The organism is Streptomyces sp. R28 (assembly GCF_041052385.1).
In the GTDB taxonomy this organism is placed as follows: Bacteria; Actinomycetota; Actinomycetes; order Streptomycetales; family Streptomycetaceae; genus Streptomyces.
Genome location: NZ_CP163439.1, coordinates 8152781 through 8170011 on the forward strand (window position 1 = coordinate 8152781; position 17231 = coordinate 8170011).

At 70.5% G+C, this 17231-nt stretch carries 15 protein-coding genes; 5 read left to right on the top strand and 10 right to left on the bottom strand.

The annotated features are described in order from the left end of the window. Window positions 1-475 precede the first annotated feature (475 nt). Window positions 476-3232: an AAA family ATPase gene (locus AB5J49_RS35750; protein WP_369172985.1), complete on the top strand. Its 2757-nt coding sequence runs from the start codon at window positions 476-478 to the stop codon at window positions 3230-3232. A gap of 52 nt (window positions 3233-3284) precedes the next feature. Here the strand turns inward: AB5J49_RS35750 and AB5J49_RS35755 are convergent, their stop codons facing one another. Together AB5J49_RS35755 and AB5J49_RS35760 are read right to left on the bottom strand one after the other, a co-directional pair. Next, the gene (locus AB5J49_RS35755) at window positions 3285-3947 is read right to left on the bottom strand and encodes a LuxR C-terminal-related transcriptional regulator (protein ID WP_369172986.1); all 663 of its coding nucleotides are present in this window, start codon (window positions 3945-3947) and stop codon (window positions 3285-3287) included. Then, entirely contained in the window at window positions 3899-5782 is a 1884-nt protein-coding gene (locus AB5J49_RS35760; protein WP_369172987.1) for a sensor domain-containing protein, read from the bottom strand. The genes AB5J49_RS35755 and AB5J49_RS35760 overlap by 49 nt, the downstream gene beginning before the upstream one ends. 180 nt (window positions 5783-5962) lie before the next feature. On the opposite strand from AB5J49_RS35760, the gene AB5J49_RS35765 reads away from it, so the two are divergent. Then, window positions 5963-6694: a VC0807 family protein gene (locus tag AB5J49_RS35765; RefSeq protein WP_369172988.1), complete on the top strand. Its 732-nt coding sequence runs from the start codon at window positions 5963-5965 to the stop codon at window positions 6692-6694. Between the two features lie 100 nt (window positions 6695-6794). On the opposite strand, the gene AB5J49_RS35770 is transcribed toward AB5J49_RS35765, so the two are convergent. Together AB5J49_RS35770 and AB5J49_RS35775 are read right to left on the bottom strand one after the other, a co-directional pair. Further along, window positions 6795-7229, bottom strand: coding sequence for a type II 3-dehydroquinate dehydratase (locus AB5J49_RS35770; protein WP_369172989.1), 435 nt, complete (start codon window positions 7227-7229; stop codon window positions 6795-6797). Between the two features lie 127 nt (window positions 7230-7356). Continuing rightward, on the bottom strand, window positions 7357-8370 hold the full coding sequence (locus AB5J49_RS35775) for a 3-dehydroquinate synthase (protein WP_369175366.1): 1014 nt from the start codon (window positions 8368-8370) through the stop codon (window positions 7357-7359). A gap of 172 nt (window positions 8371-8542) precedes the next feature. Between AB5J49_RS35775 and AB5J49_RS35780 the strand changes: the two genes are divergently transcribed. Beyond that, entirely contained in the window at window positions 8543-9241 is a 699-nt protein-coding gene (locus AB5J49_RS35780; protein ID WP_369172990.1) for a 4'-phosphopantetheinyl transferase, read from the top strand. 14 nt (window positions 9242-9255) lie between these two features. Continuing rightward, window positions 9256-9474 carry a DUF5988 family protein gene (locus tag AB5J49_RS35785; protein ID WP_369172991.1) on the top strand — a complete coding sequence of 73 codons (219 nt, stop codon included), beginning with the start codon at window positions 9256-9258 and terminating at the stop codon, window positions 9472-9474. A gap of 102 nt (window positions 9475-9576) precedes the next feature. Here the strand turns inward: AB5J49_RS35785 and AB5J49_RS35790 are convergent, their stop codons facing one another. Then, entirely contained in the window at window positions 9577-10344 is a 768-nt protein-coding gene (locus tag AB5J49_RS35790) for a thioesterase II family protein (protein ID WP_369172992.1), read from the bottom strand. Between the two features lie 775 nt (window positions 10345-11119). Here AB5J49_RS35790 and AB5J49_RS35795 point away from each other — a divergent pair. Beyond that, the gene (locus tag AB5J49_RS35795) at window positions 11120-11830 is read left to right on the top strand and encodes a phosphatase PAP2 family protein (RefSeq protein WP_369172993.1); all 711 of its coding nucleotides are present in this window, start codon (window positions 11120-11122) and stop codon (window positions 11828-11830) included. A gap of 45 nt (window positions 11831-11875) precedes the next feature. Here AB5J49_RS35795 and AB5J49_RS35800 read toward each other — a convergent pair whose 3' ends face one another. Genes AB5J49_RS35800 through AB5J49_RS35820 form a run of 5 tightly spaced genes read right to left on the bottom strand, consistent with a single transcriptional unit; the run spans window position 11876 to window position 17228 of the window. Continuing rightward, window positions 11876-13210 carry a glutamate-1-semialdehyde 2,1-aminomutase gene (locus tag AB5J49_RS35800; RefSeq protein WP_369172994.1) on the bottom strand — a complete coding sequence of 445 codons (1335 nt, stop codon included), beginning with the start codon at window positions 13208-13210 and terminating at the stop codon, window positions 11876-11878. 7 nt (window positions 13211-13217) lie between these two features. Beyond that, window positions 13218-13769 carry a dTDP-4-dehydrorhamnose 3,5-epimerase gene (rfbC, locus tag AB5J49_RS35805; protein ID WP_369172995.1) on the bottom strand — a complete coding sequence of 184 codons (552 nt, stop codon included), beginning with the start codon at window positions 13767-13769 and terminating at the stop codon, window positions 13218-13220. Next, the gene (locus AB5J49_RS35810; protein ID WP_369172996.1) at window positions 13766-14998 is read right to left on the bottom strand and encodes a polysaccharide pyruvyl transferase family protein; all 1233 of its coding nucleotides are present in this window, start codon (window positions 14996-14998) and stop codon (window positions 13766-13768) included. The genes rfbC and AB5J49_RS35810 overlap by 4 nt, the downstream gene beginning before the upstream one ends. After that, complete coding sequence (locus AB5J49_RS35815; RefSeq protein WP_369172997.1) at window positions 14995-15942, bottom strand: glycosyltransferase family 2 protein; 948 nt, start codon at window positions 15940-15942, stop codon at window positions 14995-14997. The genes AB5J49_RS35810 and AB5J49_RS35815 overlap by 4 nt, the downstream gene beginning before the upstream one ends. Further along, window positions 15939-17228 (bottom strand): hypothetical protein, encoded by a 1290-nt coding sequence (locus AB5J49_RS35820; RefSeq protein WP_369175367.1) that lies wholly within the window; start codon window positions 17226-17228, stop codon window positions 15939-15941. The genes AB5J49_RS35815 and AB5J49_RS35820 overlap by 4 nt, the downstream gene beginning before the upstream one ends. Window positions 17229-17231 lie beyond the last annotated feature (3 nt).

Genomic DNA, 17231 nt, shown 5'->3' on the forward strand with positions numbered 1-17231 from the left:
AAGCGCTCCCGGCATCTTGGCGTTCGCGGCACCTGTGACCTGCTGTCCGCCTTGTCAACCCCTAGCCGGGCTCCTGGAGCCCCTAAGGTGCGCCAGTGGAGCCGGGGTTGCCCCTGTTTGCAAGTTTACTTTGATTTGAGCTGGATTTGAGCTTCTGGCCTTCAAAGTGACGATGAGTTGCGGTCAAGGGAGTTCAGATGCAGGCCAGGCGTATGGTTGGGGAATCCGCTGTTCGACTGACCGGTAGCTTCCGGTAAGGGTTTACAGGGGGCGCAGAGGGGGGCTAGTGTTCGAAGAGAGAACGGGTCCGCCGGTATGAGACTGATACAGGGGCCGGGCCCGGCGGTAATTGACTTGACATCAGATGAGAGTCATGCAATTCCGGGATATGAGTCATCATTCACGCCTTCGATGACGGTAATCCACTTTCATTCCTGATGTCATGGAATGCGCACGGGGGAAAGGCGTTTAGATAGTGCTGATTGAACGCGAGCGCGAGCTCGAAATGTTGGATGGGCTATTTGCGGAGACCGCCACGGGGCGGGGAAGGATCGTGCTGGTCAGCGGAGCTGTCGCGAGCGGTAAGACGGAACTTTTTCGATCCTTTGTCGACCGGAACGCCGACGGTGGAAGTTTATTCCTCTCGGCCACCGCAACAGTCGCCGACCGGGAGGTTCCCTTCGGCGTACTGCGCCAACTACTCGACTGCACGCCCCTTTCCACCGAACGCATCGCGGAAATACTCACTGCCCAGAGTGAGCTGGAGACCGTTCGCCGGGCCACAGCCGCGCTGATCGAACTGTCCGGGACGACCCCCCTGGCCGTGATCGTCGACGACGTGCATCACACCGACGAGCCGTCGATGGACTGCCTGTTGCGCCTCACCAACCGCAGCCGCTCGACCCGCACCATGCTCCTGCTCGCGGAGTCGGCGTACGACTGGTCGATGCACCCCTCGTACCGGATCGAGCTCGTCCGGCAGACGCACTTCCGTAGGATCCGGCTCTCGCCGCTGTCCATGAACGGGGTCTCCGAGATGCTGACGCAGCACCTCGGACGGGAGACTGCGCGGGGCCTCGCCACCGAGGTTCATGAGGCAACGGGCGGTAACCAACTGCTTGTTCGCGCCCTCATCGAGGACCACGACGACGCGGTGGAGTCCTTCGAGCAGGACTCCCACGTGGCCGGCGAGAGCTTCCGGCAGGCCGTGCTCACCTGCCTGCAGCGCAGCGGCCCGGACGCGCTCGAAGTGGCCAAGGGCCTTGCCGTGCTCGACACCGCGGCATCGACGGACCGGGTCGCGAAGCTGATCGGACGGGACCCGGACGAGGTCACCCGCCTGCTGCACGCCCTGCATGCCTTGGGGTTGCTGGACGGCGACTGCTTCCGGCACCCGCTCGGCCGTGCCGCCGTGTACGCGGACCTGTCCGGCAGGGAACTGGCCCAACTGCACACAGGTGCCGCACAGTTGCTGCGCCAGGGAGCCGGAGACGCCACCGAGGTCGCAGAACACCTGGTGGCCGCGAAGAGCGTGCGGGCCGACTGGGCCATCACCGACCTGCGGCGGGCGGCCGAGGAGGCGATGGCCGTCGACGACGAAGAGTCCGCCGTCAGGTACATCGAGTTCGCGCTCTCTGTCTGCACCGAGGCATGCCAACGCGCCCAGCTGAGGATGCTGTTGATGCGCGCCGAGTGGCGCAAGGACCCCGTGGCGGCGGCCCGTCATCTGACGACGTTGTTCCAGGAGCAGCGGGACGGACACCTCGACGCCGACCAGACGGCCATGCTCGTGCGCTACGGCATGTGGCACGGGCGGACCGAGGACGCCACCGAGGCCATGGACCAACTGGTGGGGCCGCACCCGACGGTGAACGAGCCTCTCGGTTCCCTCCTGAGCAGCACCAAGGACTGGCTCAGCCACGCCTACCCGCAGTTCCTGCCCGGCGGCACCGACGGCGCCCCCGCACCGTCGGTCGACGGCGCCACCGCTCCGCCGGCCCAGCAGGACCAGGCCGCGTCCGTACTCAGCGCGGTCCTCAGACAGGGGGACGGCGACGGGCGGTGTACCCGCGTGGCCGAGCAGATCCTGCAGGGAACCCCCCTCACCGACAACTCCCTCGAGGCCATCACCTCGGCCCTCCAGACACTCATCTACGGCGAACGGCTGCCCATGGCGGCGCGCTGGTGCGACATGCTGCTCGCCGAGGCGGAGGCCCGCGGCGTCACCTGGTGGCAGGCGGTCTTCTCCGCATGCCGGGCCGAGATCGCCATACGCAACGGCGAGCTGGCAGACGCGGAGAGACACGCGGCCCGTGCCCTGGATCTGATCGGCCCCCAGGGCTGGGGAGTCGCCGTCGGCGTGCCCCTCGGGGCCCTCCTCTACACGGCCACCGCCATGGGGGACTTCGAGAGCGCTCGCAAGTACCTTAAAGAACCGGTCCCTTCGGCCATGTTCCAGACCCGGTACGGGTTGTCCTACCAGCGGGCCCGAGGGCGCTACTACCTGGCGACCGACCGGCTGCAGGCCGCGCTCGCCGACTTCCGCTACTGCGGAGAGCTGATGACGACGTGGGGCCTGGACGCCCCCGCGCTCGTCCCGTGGCGCAGCGATTCCGCGGAGGTCCACCTCCGGCTCGGCGACCACGAGCGGGCCCAGCAGCTGGCCCAGGAACAGATGGCCCTCGCCGGATCACCCAAGTCGCGGACCCACGGGGCCTCGCTGCGGGTGCTGGCCGCGACCATCGGTCACCGCGGGCGGCTACGGCTCCTCAAGGAGTCGGTCGAGGTCCTCCAGGCGAGCGGGGACCGGCTGACGCTCACCCAGGCGCTGTACGACCTCAGCAGGGCGCATCAGGTGCTCGGCGACTTCGGCAAGGCGCGGATGATCTCGCGCCGGGCCGGACGTCTCGCCAAGGAGTGCCGGGTCGAGCGGATGCAGGATCAACTCGCCCCGAGCCACGAGCAGCCGCTGATGCTCGTACCGGACGAGGGTGAGACATGGAAGCAGCCCGGCACCACGGCACGGCAGGCGGCCGACATACTCACGCTCTCCGAGCGGAAGGTCGCTGCGCTGGCCTCGCTCGGCTACACCAACCGGGAGATATCCGGGAAGCTGCACATCACCGTCAGTACGGTGGAACAGCATCTCACCAAGATATTCCGGAAGTTGAAGGTCAAGCGCAGAACCGACCTGCCCGTCGAGCTGGAATTCCACGCCGCTTCATCGGCTTGATGGTGTACGGACAGGTTTCTCCCATCTGCCCTTATGCCCGTGTCACCGCGCTCTACTCCTGCGCGTCATGGGTGTTGTTGAGATAGGCGATCACGGCCAGCACTCGCCGGTTGTCATGGTTGGACTGCGGCAGGTCCAGCTTGGCGAAGATGCTGGCCGTGTGCTTGCTCACCGCGCTGTCGCTGAGGAACAGCCGTTCCGAGATCGCGCTGTTGGACCGGCCCTCCGCCATGAGCGTGAGCACTTCCCGCTCCCGCTCCGTCAGCGCCGACAGCGGGCTGCGCGGTCCGCCGGGGCGGACCAGCTGGGCCACCACCTCGGGATCCATGGCCGTGCCGCCGGCCGCCACCCGGCGCACCGAGCCGATGAACTCGTCGTCGTCGAAGACACGGTCCTTGAGCAGATAGCCGATCCCGCCCCGGCCGTCCGCGAGCAGCTCGCGCGCGTACAGCTGCTCCACGTACTGCGAAAGCACCAGGACCGGCAGTCCGGGCAGCTCCTTGCGGGCCGCGAGCGCCGCCCGCAGCCCTTCGTCGGTGAAGGTCGGCGGCAGCCGCACGTCGACCAGCGCCACATCGGGCCGGTGCTCGAGCAACGCCGCCAGCAGATCAGGGCCGTTGTCGACCACGGCGGTCATCTCGAAGCCGTGGTCCTGCAGTAGATGGGTCAGTCCTTTTCTGAGGAGGTACTGGTCCTCGCCGAGGACAACACGCACGGCAACTCCATGGTCAAGGTGGTGGGGCCACCGGGAGGGGAGGTCACGTCCAGCAGACCATCAAAGGTAGCGAGCCGCCGCTGGACCCCCCGCAGCCCACTGCCCCGCGTCGGATCCGCGCCACCGCTGCCGTCGTCGGTCACGGTGATCCACAGCGCGCCCGCCGTATGGCGCAGGACGACCCGAACACGCTCGGCGCCCGAGTGCTTGGCGGCGTTGGCCAGCGCCTCGCTGACCGAGAAGTACGCGCACGCCGCCACGGGCGGCGCCGGCCTGCCCGGCAGATCGACGCTCACGTCCACCGTCAGCGGATGCGCGAGCGCCAGGGCGCGCACGGCGTCCGCGAGTCCCCGCTCGGCCAGCACCGGCGGGTGCACCCCGCGCACCAGCGCGCGCAGATCGGCGAGGGCCGCGGCCGAGTTCTCACGGGCCTCGGCCACCATGTCGAGCAGCTCGGGCGACTGCCCGTTCAGACGCCGCTCGATGGCCCGCAGGGTCATGCCGATGGCGACCAGCCGCGTCTGGGCACCGTCGTGCAGATCCCGCTCGATCCTGCGCAGCTCGGCGGCCTGGACGCCGGAGGCCTCCGCCCGCGTCGCGGTCAACTGCTCGACGCGGAGGGCGAGCTGGGACTTCCTGGTCGGTGTGAGCAGCAGCGCACTCCACGCGGCCTGGCCGCGCAGGGCGTACGGGGTCACCCACAGGGCGAGCACCGCGGGCGGCACAGCGAGCACGAGGCCCGGCCCGCCGGCACCCCACGCCACCACCAGCGCGACCACGGCCGCGGGCCCGAGCAGCAGCACCGCGCACACGAACGGGTTGAGGAGCAGCCACAGCAGGTCCCGCCAGGTCGCGGGGTCGCCGAGCAGCCGACGGCGCGTGGTCAGCCACCTCGGCAGGGTCGGATTGCTGTGCAGGTGACGGCCGTACGCGTAATGACCGTCCGCCCGCTGGGCCGGCGGGTCGGGCCTCGGCCGGTACGGCGCGGGGATGTCCACCCCGGCCCACTCGCGCAACAGCCCCCGCCACACGCCGGTCAGCCTCCGGCTCGGCTCGACCGCCCAGGCGAAGACGGGCACGAGCCCCATGGGCACCGACAGGACCAGCGCCATCAGCTGGAGCAGGGCCAGCAGGAATCCGCACAGCGCGAGCAGACACAGCAAAACGGCCGCCCCCAGGCCCTGAGCGGCTCGCCGCGTCCACCAGCCCGCCCCGGGACCATCCGGCACGCCGCCGGGCGACAACAGGAACTTCGTCAGGCGGCCGTGCGTCCGCAGCGCCCGAGGCCCCGCGGCAAAGCCCAGGAGCACCAGCGGCACACCGAGTACCGCCGCGCCGAGCGCCGGCCAGGACACCTGCCACCACAGCGGAGCCATGAGCCCCACCAGTCCGCAGCCCATCAGAGCGGCGGGCAGCAGCGCCACCGGCGCACCCAGCAGGGGGTCGACCAGCAGCCACACCAGATCCCGCAGCGTGGCCCGGTCCCGGGTGATCTGCCGGGCCTGCCGCTTGCGCAGGGCGGTCCTGTCGGACGCGTACAGCCGCCTGCCTTGGCGGTACCAGCCGCCCTCGCGGGGCTGCGGGGCCGACACCGACGGTGCGTACGGCGCGGGGATCTCCACCCCGGACCAGGCGCCGGCAAGACGGCGGCGCAGCAGCGGCAGCCGGCGCAGGCGCAGCACGATGCCGCCGGCGCCGAGCGCGGCCGCCACGGCCATCGGCAGGAAACACAGCAGCCCCACGACGGAGAGGGCGGCCAGTGCCGCCCCGCGGGCCGGCGCGGGTCCGTGCCGGTGGGGCCAGGAGCCGACGGCAGGTCTGACGTCGCCGGTCACCGCACCTCCGCAGTCCGCAGGGATCCCCAGTCTGGCACGGCCCGGGAAGCGCCGGTGGGGGTGCAGTTTTCTGCACCCCCACTGTGCTCGTGACTGCATTCCGGACGGCCCCACCCCGCACATAGCTTGAGGAACGAAGCAAGCACGGAACGGCAGGGCACGACAGGGAAGGAGGTCACAGTGGCGACAGAACTGCCGCAACGGCCACGGCGGACGGACGGCGCGACGCAGGCCGGCACGGAGCCGCGGGCGGAGAAGACCGCGCCCCCAGCCGCACCGCAGGGCAAGGAACGCAGCCCGCGCGCCATGCTGATCAAGGTCGCCGCCCTGGACATCACGCTGCCGCTCCTTCTCTACTACGGCCTGCGGATGCTGGGCATGAACCAGTGGCTCGCCCTGGTGATCAGCGGCGCCCTGCCCCTGGCCCGCCTCGTGTACCAGGTGGTGAGAGAGCGCAGGGTGGAGCGGCCGACGCTCTTCTCCCTGAGCATCATCGTCACCAGCACGCTGGTGTCGCTGCTCACCGGAGACCCCCGACTGGTGCTGGCCAGGGAGAGCTACTTCACCGCGCTCGTCGGCCTCTGGATGCTCAGCACCCTGCTGGCCAAGCGGCCCTTCCTCTACGCGGCGACCATCCAGATCCTCCCGGAAGCCACCGCGCGGTCCTGGCGCGAGGACTGGGAGAACTCGCCGGAGTTCCGCAAGGCCATGCGCCTGATGACCGCCGCATGGGGAGCCGCGTTCCTGATCGACGCCGTGGCCCGCGTGGTGATGGCGTACACGCTGCCGGTCGACAGCGTGCCGCTGCTGGGCACGGGACTGCTGGTCGGGATGCTGATCGCGGTCGTGCAGTTCAGCAAGGCGTACGCCAAGCGGCTCACCGCACGGCTCGGCAGGCCGAGCTCCCTCTGAAGTTCCGCGGACCTCGCGGAGCATCCCCCGCACTCCCGTCCGGGCGCCCCTTCACCACTGTGAGTCCACCCCCGTACTCATGTGGTGCCGCCCGGACGGGTCAGTCCTTCGTCAGGCTCAGCAGGGCGCGGGCCGCCAGTTCGTACCCGTACGCCCCGAGCCCCACGACGATCCCGCTGGCCAGTGGCGCTATCACCGACTCGTGCCGGAACTGCTCCCGCGCCCACACGTTGGACAGATGGACCTCGATCCAGGGGCGCGGGTAGCTTGCGAGCGCGTCCCGCAGGCTCCAGCCGGCGATCATCAGGGCGCCGGGGTTCACGATCGCGCCCACGGTGTCGTAGTTGCTCTGGATGGCCTGGATCAGCTCGCCCTCCGACTCGCGCTGGACGGACACCACGTCCCAGCCGTTCTCCTTCACCTCCTCCGCGACGGCCGCCTCGATGTCGGCCAGAGTCGCCTTCCCGTACACCTCGGGCTCGCGGTGGCCGAGGATGCCCAGGTTGGGCCCGTTGAGGAGAAGCAGTCTGCTCACGATGCACCCCGCGTGCTCGGACCGGCGCCCAGCAGGGGCCGGCAGTGTTCCCTAGTGGTCACACCGTGCCCTGCCGAAGGGCGGCACAGGTCCGCGCGTCGCCAAGTGTGGGGTGTCCAGGGGGGACTTAGGGGGTCACCGAGGCCAGGGTCTCGGCGACGGTCGCCTCCGGGACGTCGTGCACCAGCTCGGGGCCGCGGGCGCCGTCCAGGACGAACGACAGACCGCTCGTGGCCTTCTTGTCGAGCCGCATCAGAGCGATCAGCCGGGCCGGGTCGAGTCCGGCGGGAATCTCGGTGGGCAGCGCGTAGCCGCGTACGACGTCCAGGTGCTCGGCGACGCGCGCCGCGTCGATCCGGCCGAGCGCTCCCGCGAGCCGGCCCGCGAAGACCGTGCCGATGGCGACGCCCTCGCCGTGCCGCAGCGCGTAGTCCGTCGCCCGCTCCAGCGCATGGCCCAGTGTGTGGCCGTAGTTGAGGATGTGGCGGCGGCCCGAGTCCCGCTCGTCGGCGGTCACGACCGACGCCTTGAGCGCCACGCTCGCGGCGATCTGTTCGTGCAGTGGCAGCGACCGCAGATCGCCCGCGCCGATGAAGTGACAGCGGGCGATCTCGCCGTAGCCGTTGACCCGTTCCCGGTCCGGCAGCGTCTCCAGATAGTCGGTGTCGCACAGCACGGCCTTGGGCTGCCAGTACGCGCCGACCAGGTTCTTCCCCTCGGGCAGGTTCACTGCGGTCTTGCCGCCGACGCTCGCGTCCACCTGCGCCAGCAGCGACGTCGGCAGATGGATCACTGGGACGCCGCGGTGGTAGAGCGCGGCGGCGAGACCGACCGAGTCGGTCGTCGTGCCACCGCCGCAGGAGACGACGGCGTCCGACCGCGTCAGGCCGAAGTCGGCGAAGCGGCGGCACAGTTCCTCCACCGTCGCCAGCGTCTTGTCCTCCTCGCCGTCCCTGGCCGCGAGCATCAGGGCGGGCACGCCGGGATCGGGCACCCAGTCCGCCGGTCGCGCGGACACCACGGCGACCCGCCTGGCGCCGAGTTCGGCGACGACCTCGGGGAGCGTGTGGCGTACCCCCGGGCCGATGCGGACGGCGTACGAGCGTTCGCCGAGCGCGACCTCGATCCGCCTGTGGGTCATGGTCACTTGACAACTCCTCCTGGTCGGCCGCGTCGGCGGATCGCCTCCGCCGAGCATGCAGCATGGGCGAGTAGGACAGAACAGGTATCGGGGAATGCAGGGGTGGCATAGGGGTACCGCCCTCGATGGGGCGACAAATACGCTGCTCGAAATCGCTCCCTAAGGAAATCCAATGCTTGAGTCAATGCTTGGGAAGATACTGCCGACTCAGGTCGCTTCGTACGAAACGTTCGAGGATCCGGCGGAGGCCACGCTTTTCCCTGAGGAAGAGGCTCTCATATGTGACTCGGTGGAATCACGACGCCGTGAATTCACCTCCGGAAGGTACTGTGCGCGCCAGGCGATGGCACGCCTCGGACACTCCGTCCCACAGCCCGTTCTCCAAGGATCCAGAGGGGCTCCTGTCTGGCCACGCTCGGTCAGGGGCAGCATCACCCACTGTCGCGGCTACCGTGCCGCGGCCGTCGGCAGGATCTCCGAGCTGGCCTCGGTGGGCATCGACGCGGAGCCAAACCTGCCGCTGCCGGACGGCGTCCTGGAGGCGGTGGCGCTCCCCGAGGAGCAGGTCACGATCAAGGAACTGCTCGGTGATGTTCCCGAAGTGCGCTGGGACAAAGCGCTCTTCAGCGCCAAGGAGAGCGTCTACAAGACCTGGTACCCCCTCACTCGTCGGCCGCTGGAATTCGAGGACGCGGTGATCGACTTCGATCCGGTGGGCGGCACGTTCTCCGCGCGGCTGCTCTCTCATGTGCGGAGTGCACAGGATTTCCCCCGGGAGATCACGGGGCGGTGGATTACCGGAAACGGTCTCGTGGTGACAGCGATCGCGTTGTCGGTTGCGAGCGGCTCGTCTGTTGACAGCGGCCTTTAAGGATGGGAAACCGTATGAATACCGCCGAACCGAATGTGATTCTCCGGGGTGGCATCTCGCCCTATCTGACGGATGATCAGCGCATCCGTTACGTGGAGGACCCGGACGAAAAGCTGAAGCTGCTGCGGGGCAACCGCTACGAACACTTCGAGCCGACCCCCGAGAGCGAGACCCGCGACGGCGTGCAGCTGCGGGTCTTCGTCTGGGTGGGGGGCGCCAAGCTCGCCGAGTGACACGGTTCGCGGCCGACGGATCCTCGGGGCCGGAACGGGAGCGGGTGCACCGCCGTACGGCGGTGCACCCGCTCCCGTTCCGGCCCCGAGCTTCACCCAGGTTCACCCCTGTTGAGGAAGCAGCGAAGAAATCTGCTGAGAAATCGCGGATATGACACGGGGTGCATGGTTGTTCAGATAGAAGTGCCCGCCCGGATAGGTGTGCATCTCGAATTCGCTCTCCGTGTGCTCACCCCATGCGCGCGCCTCGTCGAGGGTCGCCTTCGGGTCGTCGGTGCCCACGTGCACGTGAATGGGGGCGGCGAGGCGGGCGCGGGCCGTGTGCCGGTAGGTCTCAGCCGCCTTGTAGTCGCTGCGGATCGCGGGCAGCACCATGCGCAGCAGCTCCTCGTCGCCGAACACCTGGGCGTCGGTGCCGCTGAGCGCGCGCAGTTCGGCGACCATGCCGTCGTCGTCGCGCAGGTGGACGGTCTCGTCCCGACTCCGGGACGGCGCGCGCCGGCCGGAGGCGAACACCACCAGCGGCACCGTTCCCCGCTGCTCCAGGCGCAGGGCGAGCTCGAAGGCGAGCGAGGCGCCCATGCTGTGGCCGAAGAGCGCGAGCGGCCGGTCGGTCCACGGCAGGACCTGCTCGACCAGCGCATCGGCAAGTTCGGGGAGGGACTCGATGCACGGCTCGGTGCGGCGGTCCTGACGGCCGGGGTACTGGACGGCGAGCACGTCGATCCCGGGCGAGAGCGCCTGCGAGACCGGGAAGTAGAACGGCGCGGAGCCTCCGGCGTGCGGCAGGCACAGGAGCCTCGCCGGCGCGTCTTGGGCCGGGTGGAATCTGCGGATCCACAGGCTGGTGTCGGTGAGGTTCGCGGTCACCCGATGTCCTTTCGTGCTGCCGGTCGAGAAGAGCGGTCGCGCCTGCCCGCACGGCAAATGGAATACGCGAGCCAGCCTGCCGGGCTGTGGCGAACGGGCACAACCCCTGAGTTGTAGGGGGTGTTGGAGAGATTGCACAATTCGACATAGGGGTGGTCGCGAAAACGCGGTCAGACGTCGGTGGGTGCATCTGGCAACTTTCAGTTGCCGGTTATCGCTGTGTTGGCCTCGGCATTTCATGACGGCTCGTCCGTCCAACTGGCGGGCGTTCCGGCCTGTTGGGTGTTGTTTCAGGCGGTGAGCATGCCCGCCTGCCGCGTCGGGTGGGCGCCGGGTTCCACGGCTCCGGTCGGTGTGGTGCCGCTCGCAGGGACAGGGCGCTGCTGGTCCCTGACCTGGGATCTTCCTCACGATCGCGTTTTCGGTGACACGCGGACATCTCGACGGCGTTTGCCGCGACCGCATCGTTGGTTAGGGTGGCAAGTAGGGGCTTGTTGGTGGGGAGTTGGTGCCATCGGGAGCCGAAGGCCAGGTCGACCGGCGTCAGTGGGGTTGGATCGCTTCGCCGGAGCGGGCCTGGAAGTCGGCCCGGCCCAGTTCGCGCTTGACGTGTGTGCGATGTGCTGCGCGTGGCAGACGAGGGAGCCGCTGATTCATGGCTGTGCACCGGTCGGATGAAGGGCCGCACCCTCAGCCTGCCTCAAGGAGTCAAGATCCGGAACACCATCTGCCGATCACCGCGAAGCACCGCGGGCCGACCGGACGCGGTGGGCGTGTGAACGGCCGGTCGGCGCCCGCCGTGCTGGCCCCGTCGCTGCGCGCGTGGCTCGGGCTGATCGCGGCCCTCGCCGCGCTGGTGGTCGTCGTGCTCGGAGTCTTGTACGCCGGCCACAGCGAGCCGGGCAGGGTGGACGCGTGGATCGTCCAGCCGACGGCGGACAGTGTGCGGCCGCCGTGGCGGTACGTCGCGCTGGCCACGGATTTCTTGGGGGAGCCCGCCGGAGCGGCGACGCTGGTCGTGGCCACCGTGACGGGCTGCCTGCTGCTTCGGCGTCCTCGCGCAGCGGTGCTCGTCGTCGCCGGCGCCGCCCTGACCGTGGGGACGGCGACGCTGCTCAAGTCCCTGGTGGGACGCACCATCCACGGCGACGACAACCTGTCCTACCCGAGCGGGCACACCGCCTTCCTCACCGCGCTGGCCCTCGTGCTGGCGCTGCTCGTGACCGGCCGGCTCGGCCTCGGCAGGACGGCCGGCACGTCACTCGTGCTCGCCGCGGCGCTGGTTGCCGGCGCCGCCATGGGCTGGGCGCAGGTCGCCCTGGGCGCCCACTACCCGACTGACGCCCTCGGCGGCTGGTGCACCGCGCTGGCGGTGATACCGGCGACCGCGTGGCTGGTCGACCGCATGGCCGACCGCATGGCCGACCGCATGGCCGACCGCATGGCCGATCGGACGGCCGACGCCGGTCGGCGCGAGCGTCGCTGACGTCACGTCACGTCATGTCACGCCGGTGACGTCACGCAGGTGACGTCACGCCAAGCGGCGGAATACCGGCTTCACCGGTCGCCCGGCCAGCCAGGGGGTGGGGTCGGCGGCGTCCAGTGCCTTGCGGTACACCGCACATGCCTGGGCCACCACGTCGACGGTGTGATCGATGTCGGCGTCGCTGAGCGCGCTGCTCACCACGAACGACGGGGCCAGCACCCCGCCCGCGAGGAGTTGGCGAAGGAACAGCGTGCGGTACTCCTGCGACGGCTGCCCGTTCTCGTCGAGGGTGGCGTAGACAAGGTTGCTGGCCCGGCCCCGGACGACGATGTGGTCGCCGACGCCCATGCCGGCCGCGGCGTCGCGGACACTGGCGGCCAACCGCTCGCCGAGGGCGTGCAGCCGGGCGGTGATGCCCTCCTCGACGTAGGTGGTCTGCACGGCCATCGCGGCGGCCAGTGAGTGCGTTTCCGCACCGTGCGTGGTGGACAGCAGGAACACCCGCTCGCCGGAGTGGCGTAGTCCTCCCCGCTCCATCAGGTCGCGGCGCCCTGCCAGCGCGGAGACGGCGAACCCGTTGCCCAGCGCCTTGCCGAACGTGGAGAGGTCGGGGACGACGCCGTACAGGCCCTGGGCGCCCGCCTCGGACCAGCGGAAACCGGTGATCATCTCGTCGAAGATCAGTACGCAGCCGTGCCGGTCGGCCAGCTCGCGCAGGCCCGCGAGGTACCCGGGTGGTGGCTCGGTGTGGGTGGCGGGTTCGAGGATCAGGCAGGCGACCTCGTCCTGGTACCGGGTGAGCAACTCCTCCGTGGCGGCCAGGTCCCCGTAGGGGAACGCCACGGTGAGCTCGTTGGTCGTCGCCGGAATGCCGGCGGACATCGGCGTGGTGCCGATGAACCAGTCGTCGACGGAGAAGAACGGATGGTCGGCACAGAGGGCGACCCGCGGGCGCCCGGTGGCGGCGCGGGCCAGGCGCACCGCGGCGGTGGTGGCGTCGGAGCCGTTCTTCGCGAACTTCACCATCTCGGCGGTCGGCACCGTGGCCAGGAAGCGTTCCGCGGCCTCGACCTCCACGATGGACGGCCGCACGAAGTTGCTGCCGCGGTCGATTTCGCGCCGCACCGCCTCGGTCACGCGTGGGTGGGCGTGGCCGAGGCTGACCGACCGCAGGCCGGAGCCGTACTCGATGTAGCGGTTGCCGTCGATGTCCCACACGTGGGCGCCGTGGCCGTGGCTGATGACCGGGGCCAGGTCCTCGGGGTACTGGTCGTCGCCCTTGGCGTACGTGTGCGCGCCCCCGGGGATCAGGGCGTGCAGCCGCTTGTTCGCCATCCGCGACCGGGGCAGGAGGAACTCTCCGGTGTCTTCGGTGTCCACGCCGACCTCAACTCTCCTTGTGCTTCAGGACCTCGGCGAGACTCGGCGCCTCCCGGTCCCGCTGGGACATCGATGCGACCGGCAGCGGCCAGTCAATGGCGAGCTCCGGATCGTCGAAGGCGATCGTCACGTCCTCGGCCGGATCGTGCAGGCGGTCGATCCGGTACGAGGTGTCGGCGGTTTCGGTCAGCGCCTGGAAGCCGTGCGCACACCCCGCCGGGATGTACAGGGTCGCCTGCGTCTCGTCGGACAGCTCGAAGAAGGCCTGGCCCAGGTACGTCGGCGAGTCCGGCCGCAGGTCCACGACGACGTCGAAGATCCTGCCGTACGAGCATCGCACCAGCTTGGCCTCGCCGGCGCCGGAGCGCAGGTGCAGGCCTCGCAGCACGCCCCGGGCCGAGCGGGACACGCTGTCCTGGACGAAGGCGTGCGGGTCGAGGCCCACCGAGCGGACCACGGCGGCGTCGAAGGTGCGGCAGAAGAAGCCGCGCTCGTCGGCGTACGGTGTCGGCTCGAAGAGGTACGCGCCGGCGATCTCCGGGACTTCGGTCGCTTTCATGGAGCCTTCCGCAGGGTGTGGGTGGGGTCGGTCGCCGGGAACAGGGCCTCGGTCAAGGCGGTGAACTGGTGCTCCAGTTGCCGGGCGGCGGCCAGGTTCCGCTCGGTGAGGGTCTGCCGCAGCTCCGCCGAGCGCTTCTCCAGCTCCCGGAACTGTTCGAGCAGCCGGTCGGCGTCGACCTCGCGCGCCGGGTGGCAGAACGCGCCGAGGCCCATCCCGTCCATGAGCGCGTCGCTCTTCGTCGCATAGCAGAGGGCGAGCACGGGCGTTGCGGTCTTCAGCGCGCAGATCAGGTTGTGGTAGCGGACGGCCACCACGGTGTCGGCGGCCGCCATCTCGTTCATCAGGTCGGCCAGTGAGGCCGGTTCGGCCGCGGTGACCAGCGGTGAGTCGACCGCGTCGAGGATCGCGGCGACCACCGACGCGTCGCACTCGTCGCCGGTGAGGAGCCGGACCGGCCTGCCCTCCTCGACCAGCGCGCGGACGAACCGGATCGTCCCGTCGAGGTAGCGCCGGTATATCTCATCGGCCCGGGCGCGGTCGTCGTCGCTGCCGTGGAAGTCCATGACACCGACGCAGACCGTGCCCGACGGGCCCCGGGGCGCACTCGCCGGCAGCGTAGGCAGGGCGAACGCGAGGTCCGGGTAGACCTCGTCGCGCGTGGTGTCCACGCCCATCGCCCGCATCGCGTCGCGGGACGGGGCGTCCCGGTACGAGCGGTACGCGGCCAGCCGAGCCGACCAGCGCACCAGGGCCCGGGTCGGCCGGTTGCCGATCTCGGCGGCGCCGACGCTGACCAGCGCGACCCGGGTGCGAAGCAGCCGGCCGGACGCGCAGAGCAGGAACAGCGAGTACGGGAAGCCCCACGGCCGCAGCGGCAGCGTGGCCTCCAGGACGCCCATGCCCGGCACGATCACCACGTCGTGCCGGCGCACCCAGGCGGCGGTGCGGAATACGTCGACGAGTTTGCCCAGACCCTTGCCCACGATCGCGCCCGCCCGCGACGCGGTCCGGTACTCCCCGCGGTACCAGTGCAGCCGTGTCGCGGGGATCCCGAACCGGCTCGTGACCACCTCGGGTCCGCCGCACAGCGCGTCCACGACCGCCTCCGGGTGCTCGGCGCGGAGGTACCCGAGGATGGCCTCGAGTGACCCGTCGTTGCCGAGGTTGCCGGAGCCGAGCAGGCCGAACACCCCGACACGCACCGGAGTTTCGTCCGCAGCCGTCATGCGCGCCTCCCCTCACGGCCGGCGACGAGGGCGTCGACGGAGACGGTGAGCCCGTCCGGGTCGACCGGGGCGCGGTCCTCGACCCGCTCGCCGGCGCCCGGCCGAGCCCGGCTGGTCATCCATGCGGCCAGGTGGCGGTAGCACGCGCGCCGGTCGGCCGGGGACAGCGGCGCCCGCCGGATCGCCGAGACGAAGCCCCAGACGTACTCGGCGAGCAGCCGGGGCGTCGGGTGCAGCGGGCCCGCCCGGCGCGGGTCCAGGTTGACGCACCGGGAGCGCTTGGAAGGGTTCGCCCGCTCGGCGCGGGTGGGGTGGTCGCGGCGGAAGTACAGCAGCTCCGGCACCTGGTGGAAGGGCCCGTGCAGGGTGATCTCGCCGACGAACGTGCGGTCCGCGTGGTGGTAGCTGTCGTGCGGCTTCACCCGGCGCAGCACGTCGGCCCGCATCACCCCGTAGAAGTCGTCGCCACCGGGCTCGAACAGGAAACTGCGAAAGCGCTCCGGCGCGTGCGGCGAGTCGGTGGCGATCCCGTACTCGTACGGGACCTTCACCTGGCCGTCGCCGTCGATGACCGCCTGGTCGGAGTGCGCGAGGACCACGTCCGGCCGCTCGTCCAGCGCCTCGACGCAGCGCAGCAACAGGTCCCTGGCGTACAGGTCGTCGTGCGAGGCCCACTTGAACAACTCGCCGCGGCACTCGGTGAACACGTAGTTGTGGTTGGGCGCGGCGCCGATGTTCCGGGTCAGCCGGATGTACCGGATGCGCGAGTCCTGCGCGGCGTACTCGCGGCAGATGTCCTGGGTCCCGTCGGCCGAGGCGTTGTCGGAGATGACCAGTTCGAAGTCCTCGTAGGTCTGGCCGAGCAGGGCGTCGAGCGACTCGGCCAGGTACTCCTCGCCGTTGTACACGGGCAGGCCGATACTCAGCCGGGGATGGGCGGTCATGGCGTCCTCACTTCGCGAATGGGGTCTTGGTGGCGCTCGCGCAGGGCGGACCGCAGGTGCAGCCACCACACGGCCGAGCCGCTGACGGTCGCGGCGGCGACGCCCCAGGCCGAGCCGACCGTGCCGGCGACGGCCGCCCCGCCGAGCCCGCCGCTGACATAGCAGGCGGAGGCGAACAGCTGGGAGCGCAGGCTGCGCCGGGCCGCGCCGAGCGCGCGCAGCCCGGCCGCCGCGCCGGTGCCGAGGCCGGCGCCGGCGACGCCGAGGGTGACCGGCACGATGAGCTGTGCGGCGGAGTGCCAGACGCCGCCGAGCACGAACTCGCCGAGCCGGTCCGGCATCAGCAGCAGCGACCCGCCCCAGAGGAGTGCGGCGGCGGCCTGCCCGCCGCCCAGCAGGAGGCAGAACGAGCCGAGGCGGTGCGGGGCCCGTCGCAGCACCCGTGCCGCCTCCGGGACGGTGACCAGCGAAAGGCCCATCAGCACGGCGAGGAACGGGCCGAGCAGGAGCTCGGCGCCCCGGACCGCACCCACCGCGCCGACCCCGACGATCGCGCCGAGCCCGTACGCCCGCAGCTGGCTCGCGCCACTGAGGCTGACGTTCTCGACCAGGTACCGGTAGCCGAGATCGCGCTGCTCGCGAAGCCACCCGCGCGCCCCGGTCACCAGGGGCCGGATACCGGACTGGATGTAGCCGTACCCCGCCGCCACCGTGGCGGACGCGCCCCAGGCGAGCACGAAAGCGGCCACGCTGCCCACCCGGGCCGCCATGATCATGGCCGGGACGAGCGCGACGCCCCACACGACGTCGTTGACGAACGCCTTCCGCCCGGTGCCGGCGGCGAAGAACGCGAACCGCCAGGCGTCCTGCAGCAGCAGCCCCGGCAGCATGACGCCAAGGGCGGCGAACGCGGGCCCCACGCGGCCGCCGAGACCGAGCCCGACCACCAGACACGCCGCGCCGAGGGCGGCACCGACGCCGAGCGCCGTACCCGACGACCGGGCCACCGCCCCGCGCCAGGACGCGTCCGACACGCCGCTGAAGCGCACCACGAGCGGATCGGTGGCCAGCCCGCGGGAGACGTTGAGCACCACGCCGTAGGTCACCCAGGCGAGGCTGAACACGCCGAACGCGGTCACCCCCAGCGAGCGGGCCACGTAGATGCCCACCGCGAAGTTGGTCATGCTGGAGGCCGCCTGGTCGGCCAGTCCCCAGGACAGCCGGCCGACGAGGGCCCGCTTGGCGGATCCGGCCGGTGTCGTCGTTCTCTCCCCCTCGGTGGTCATCCG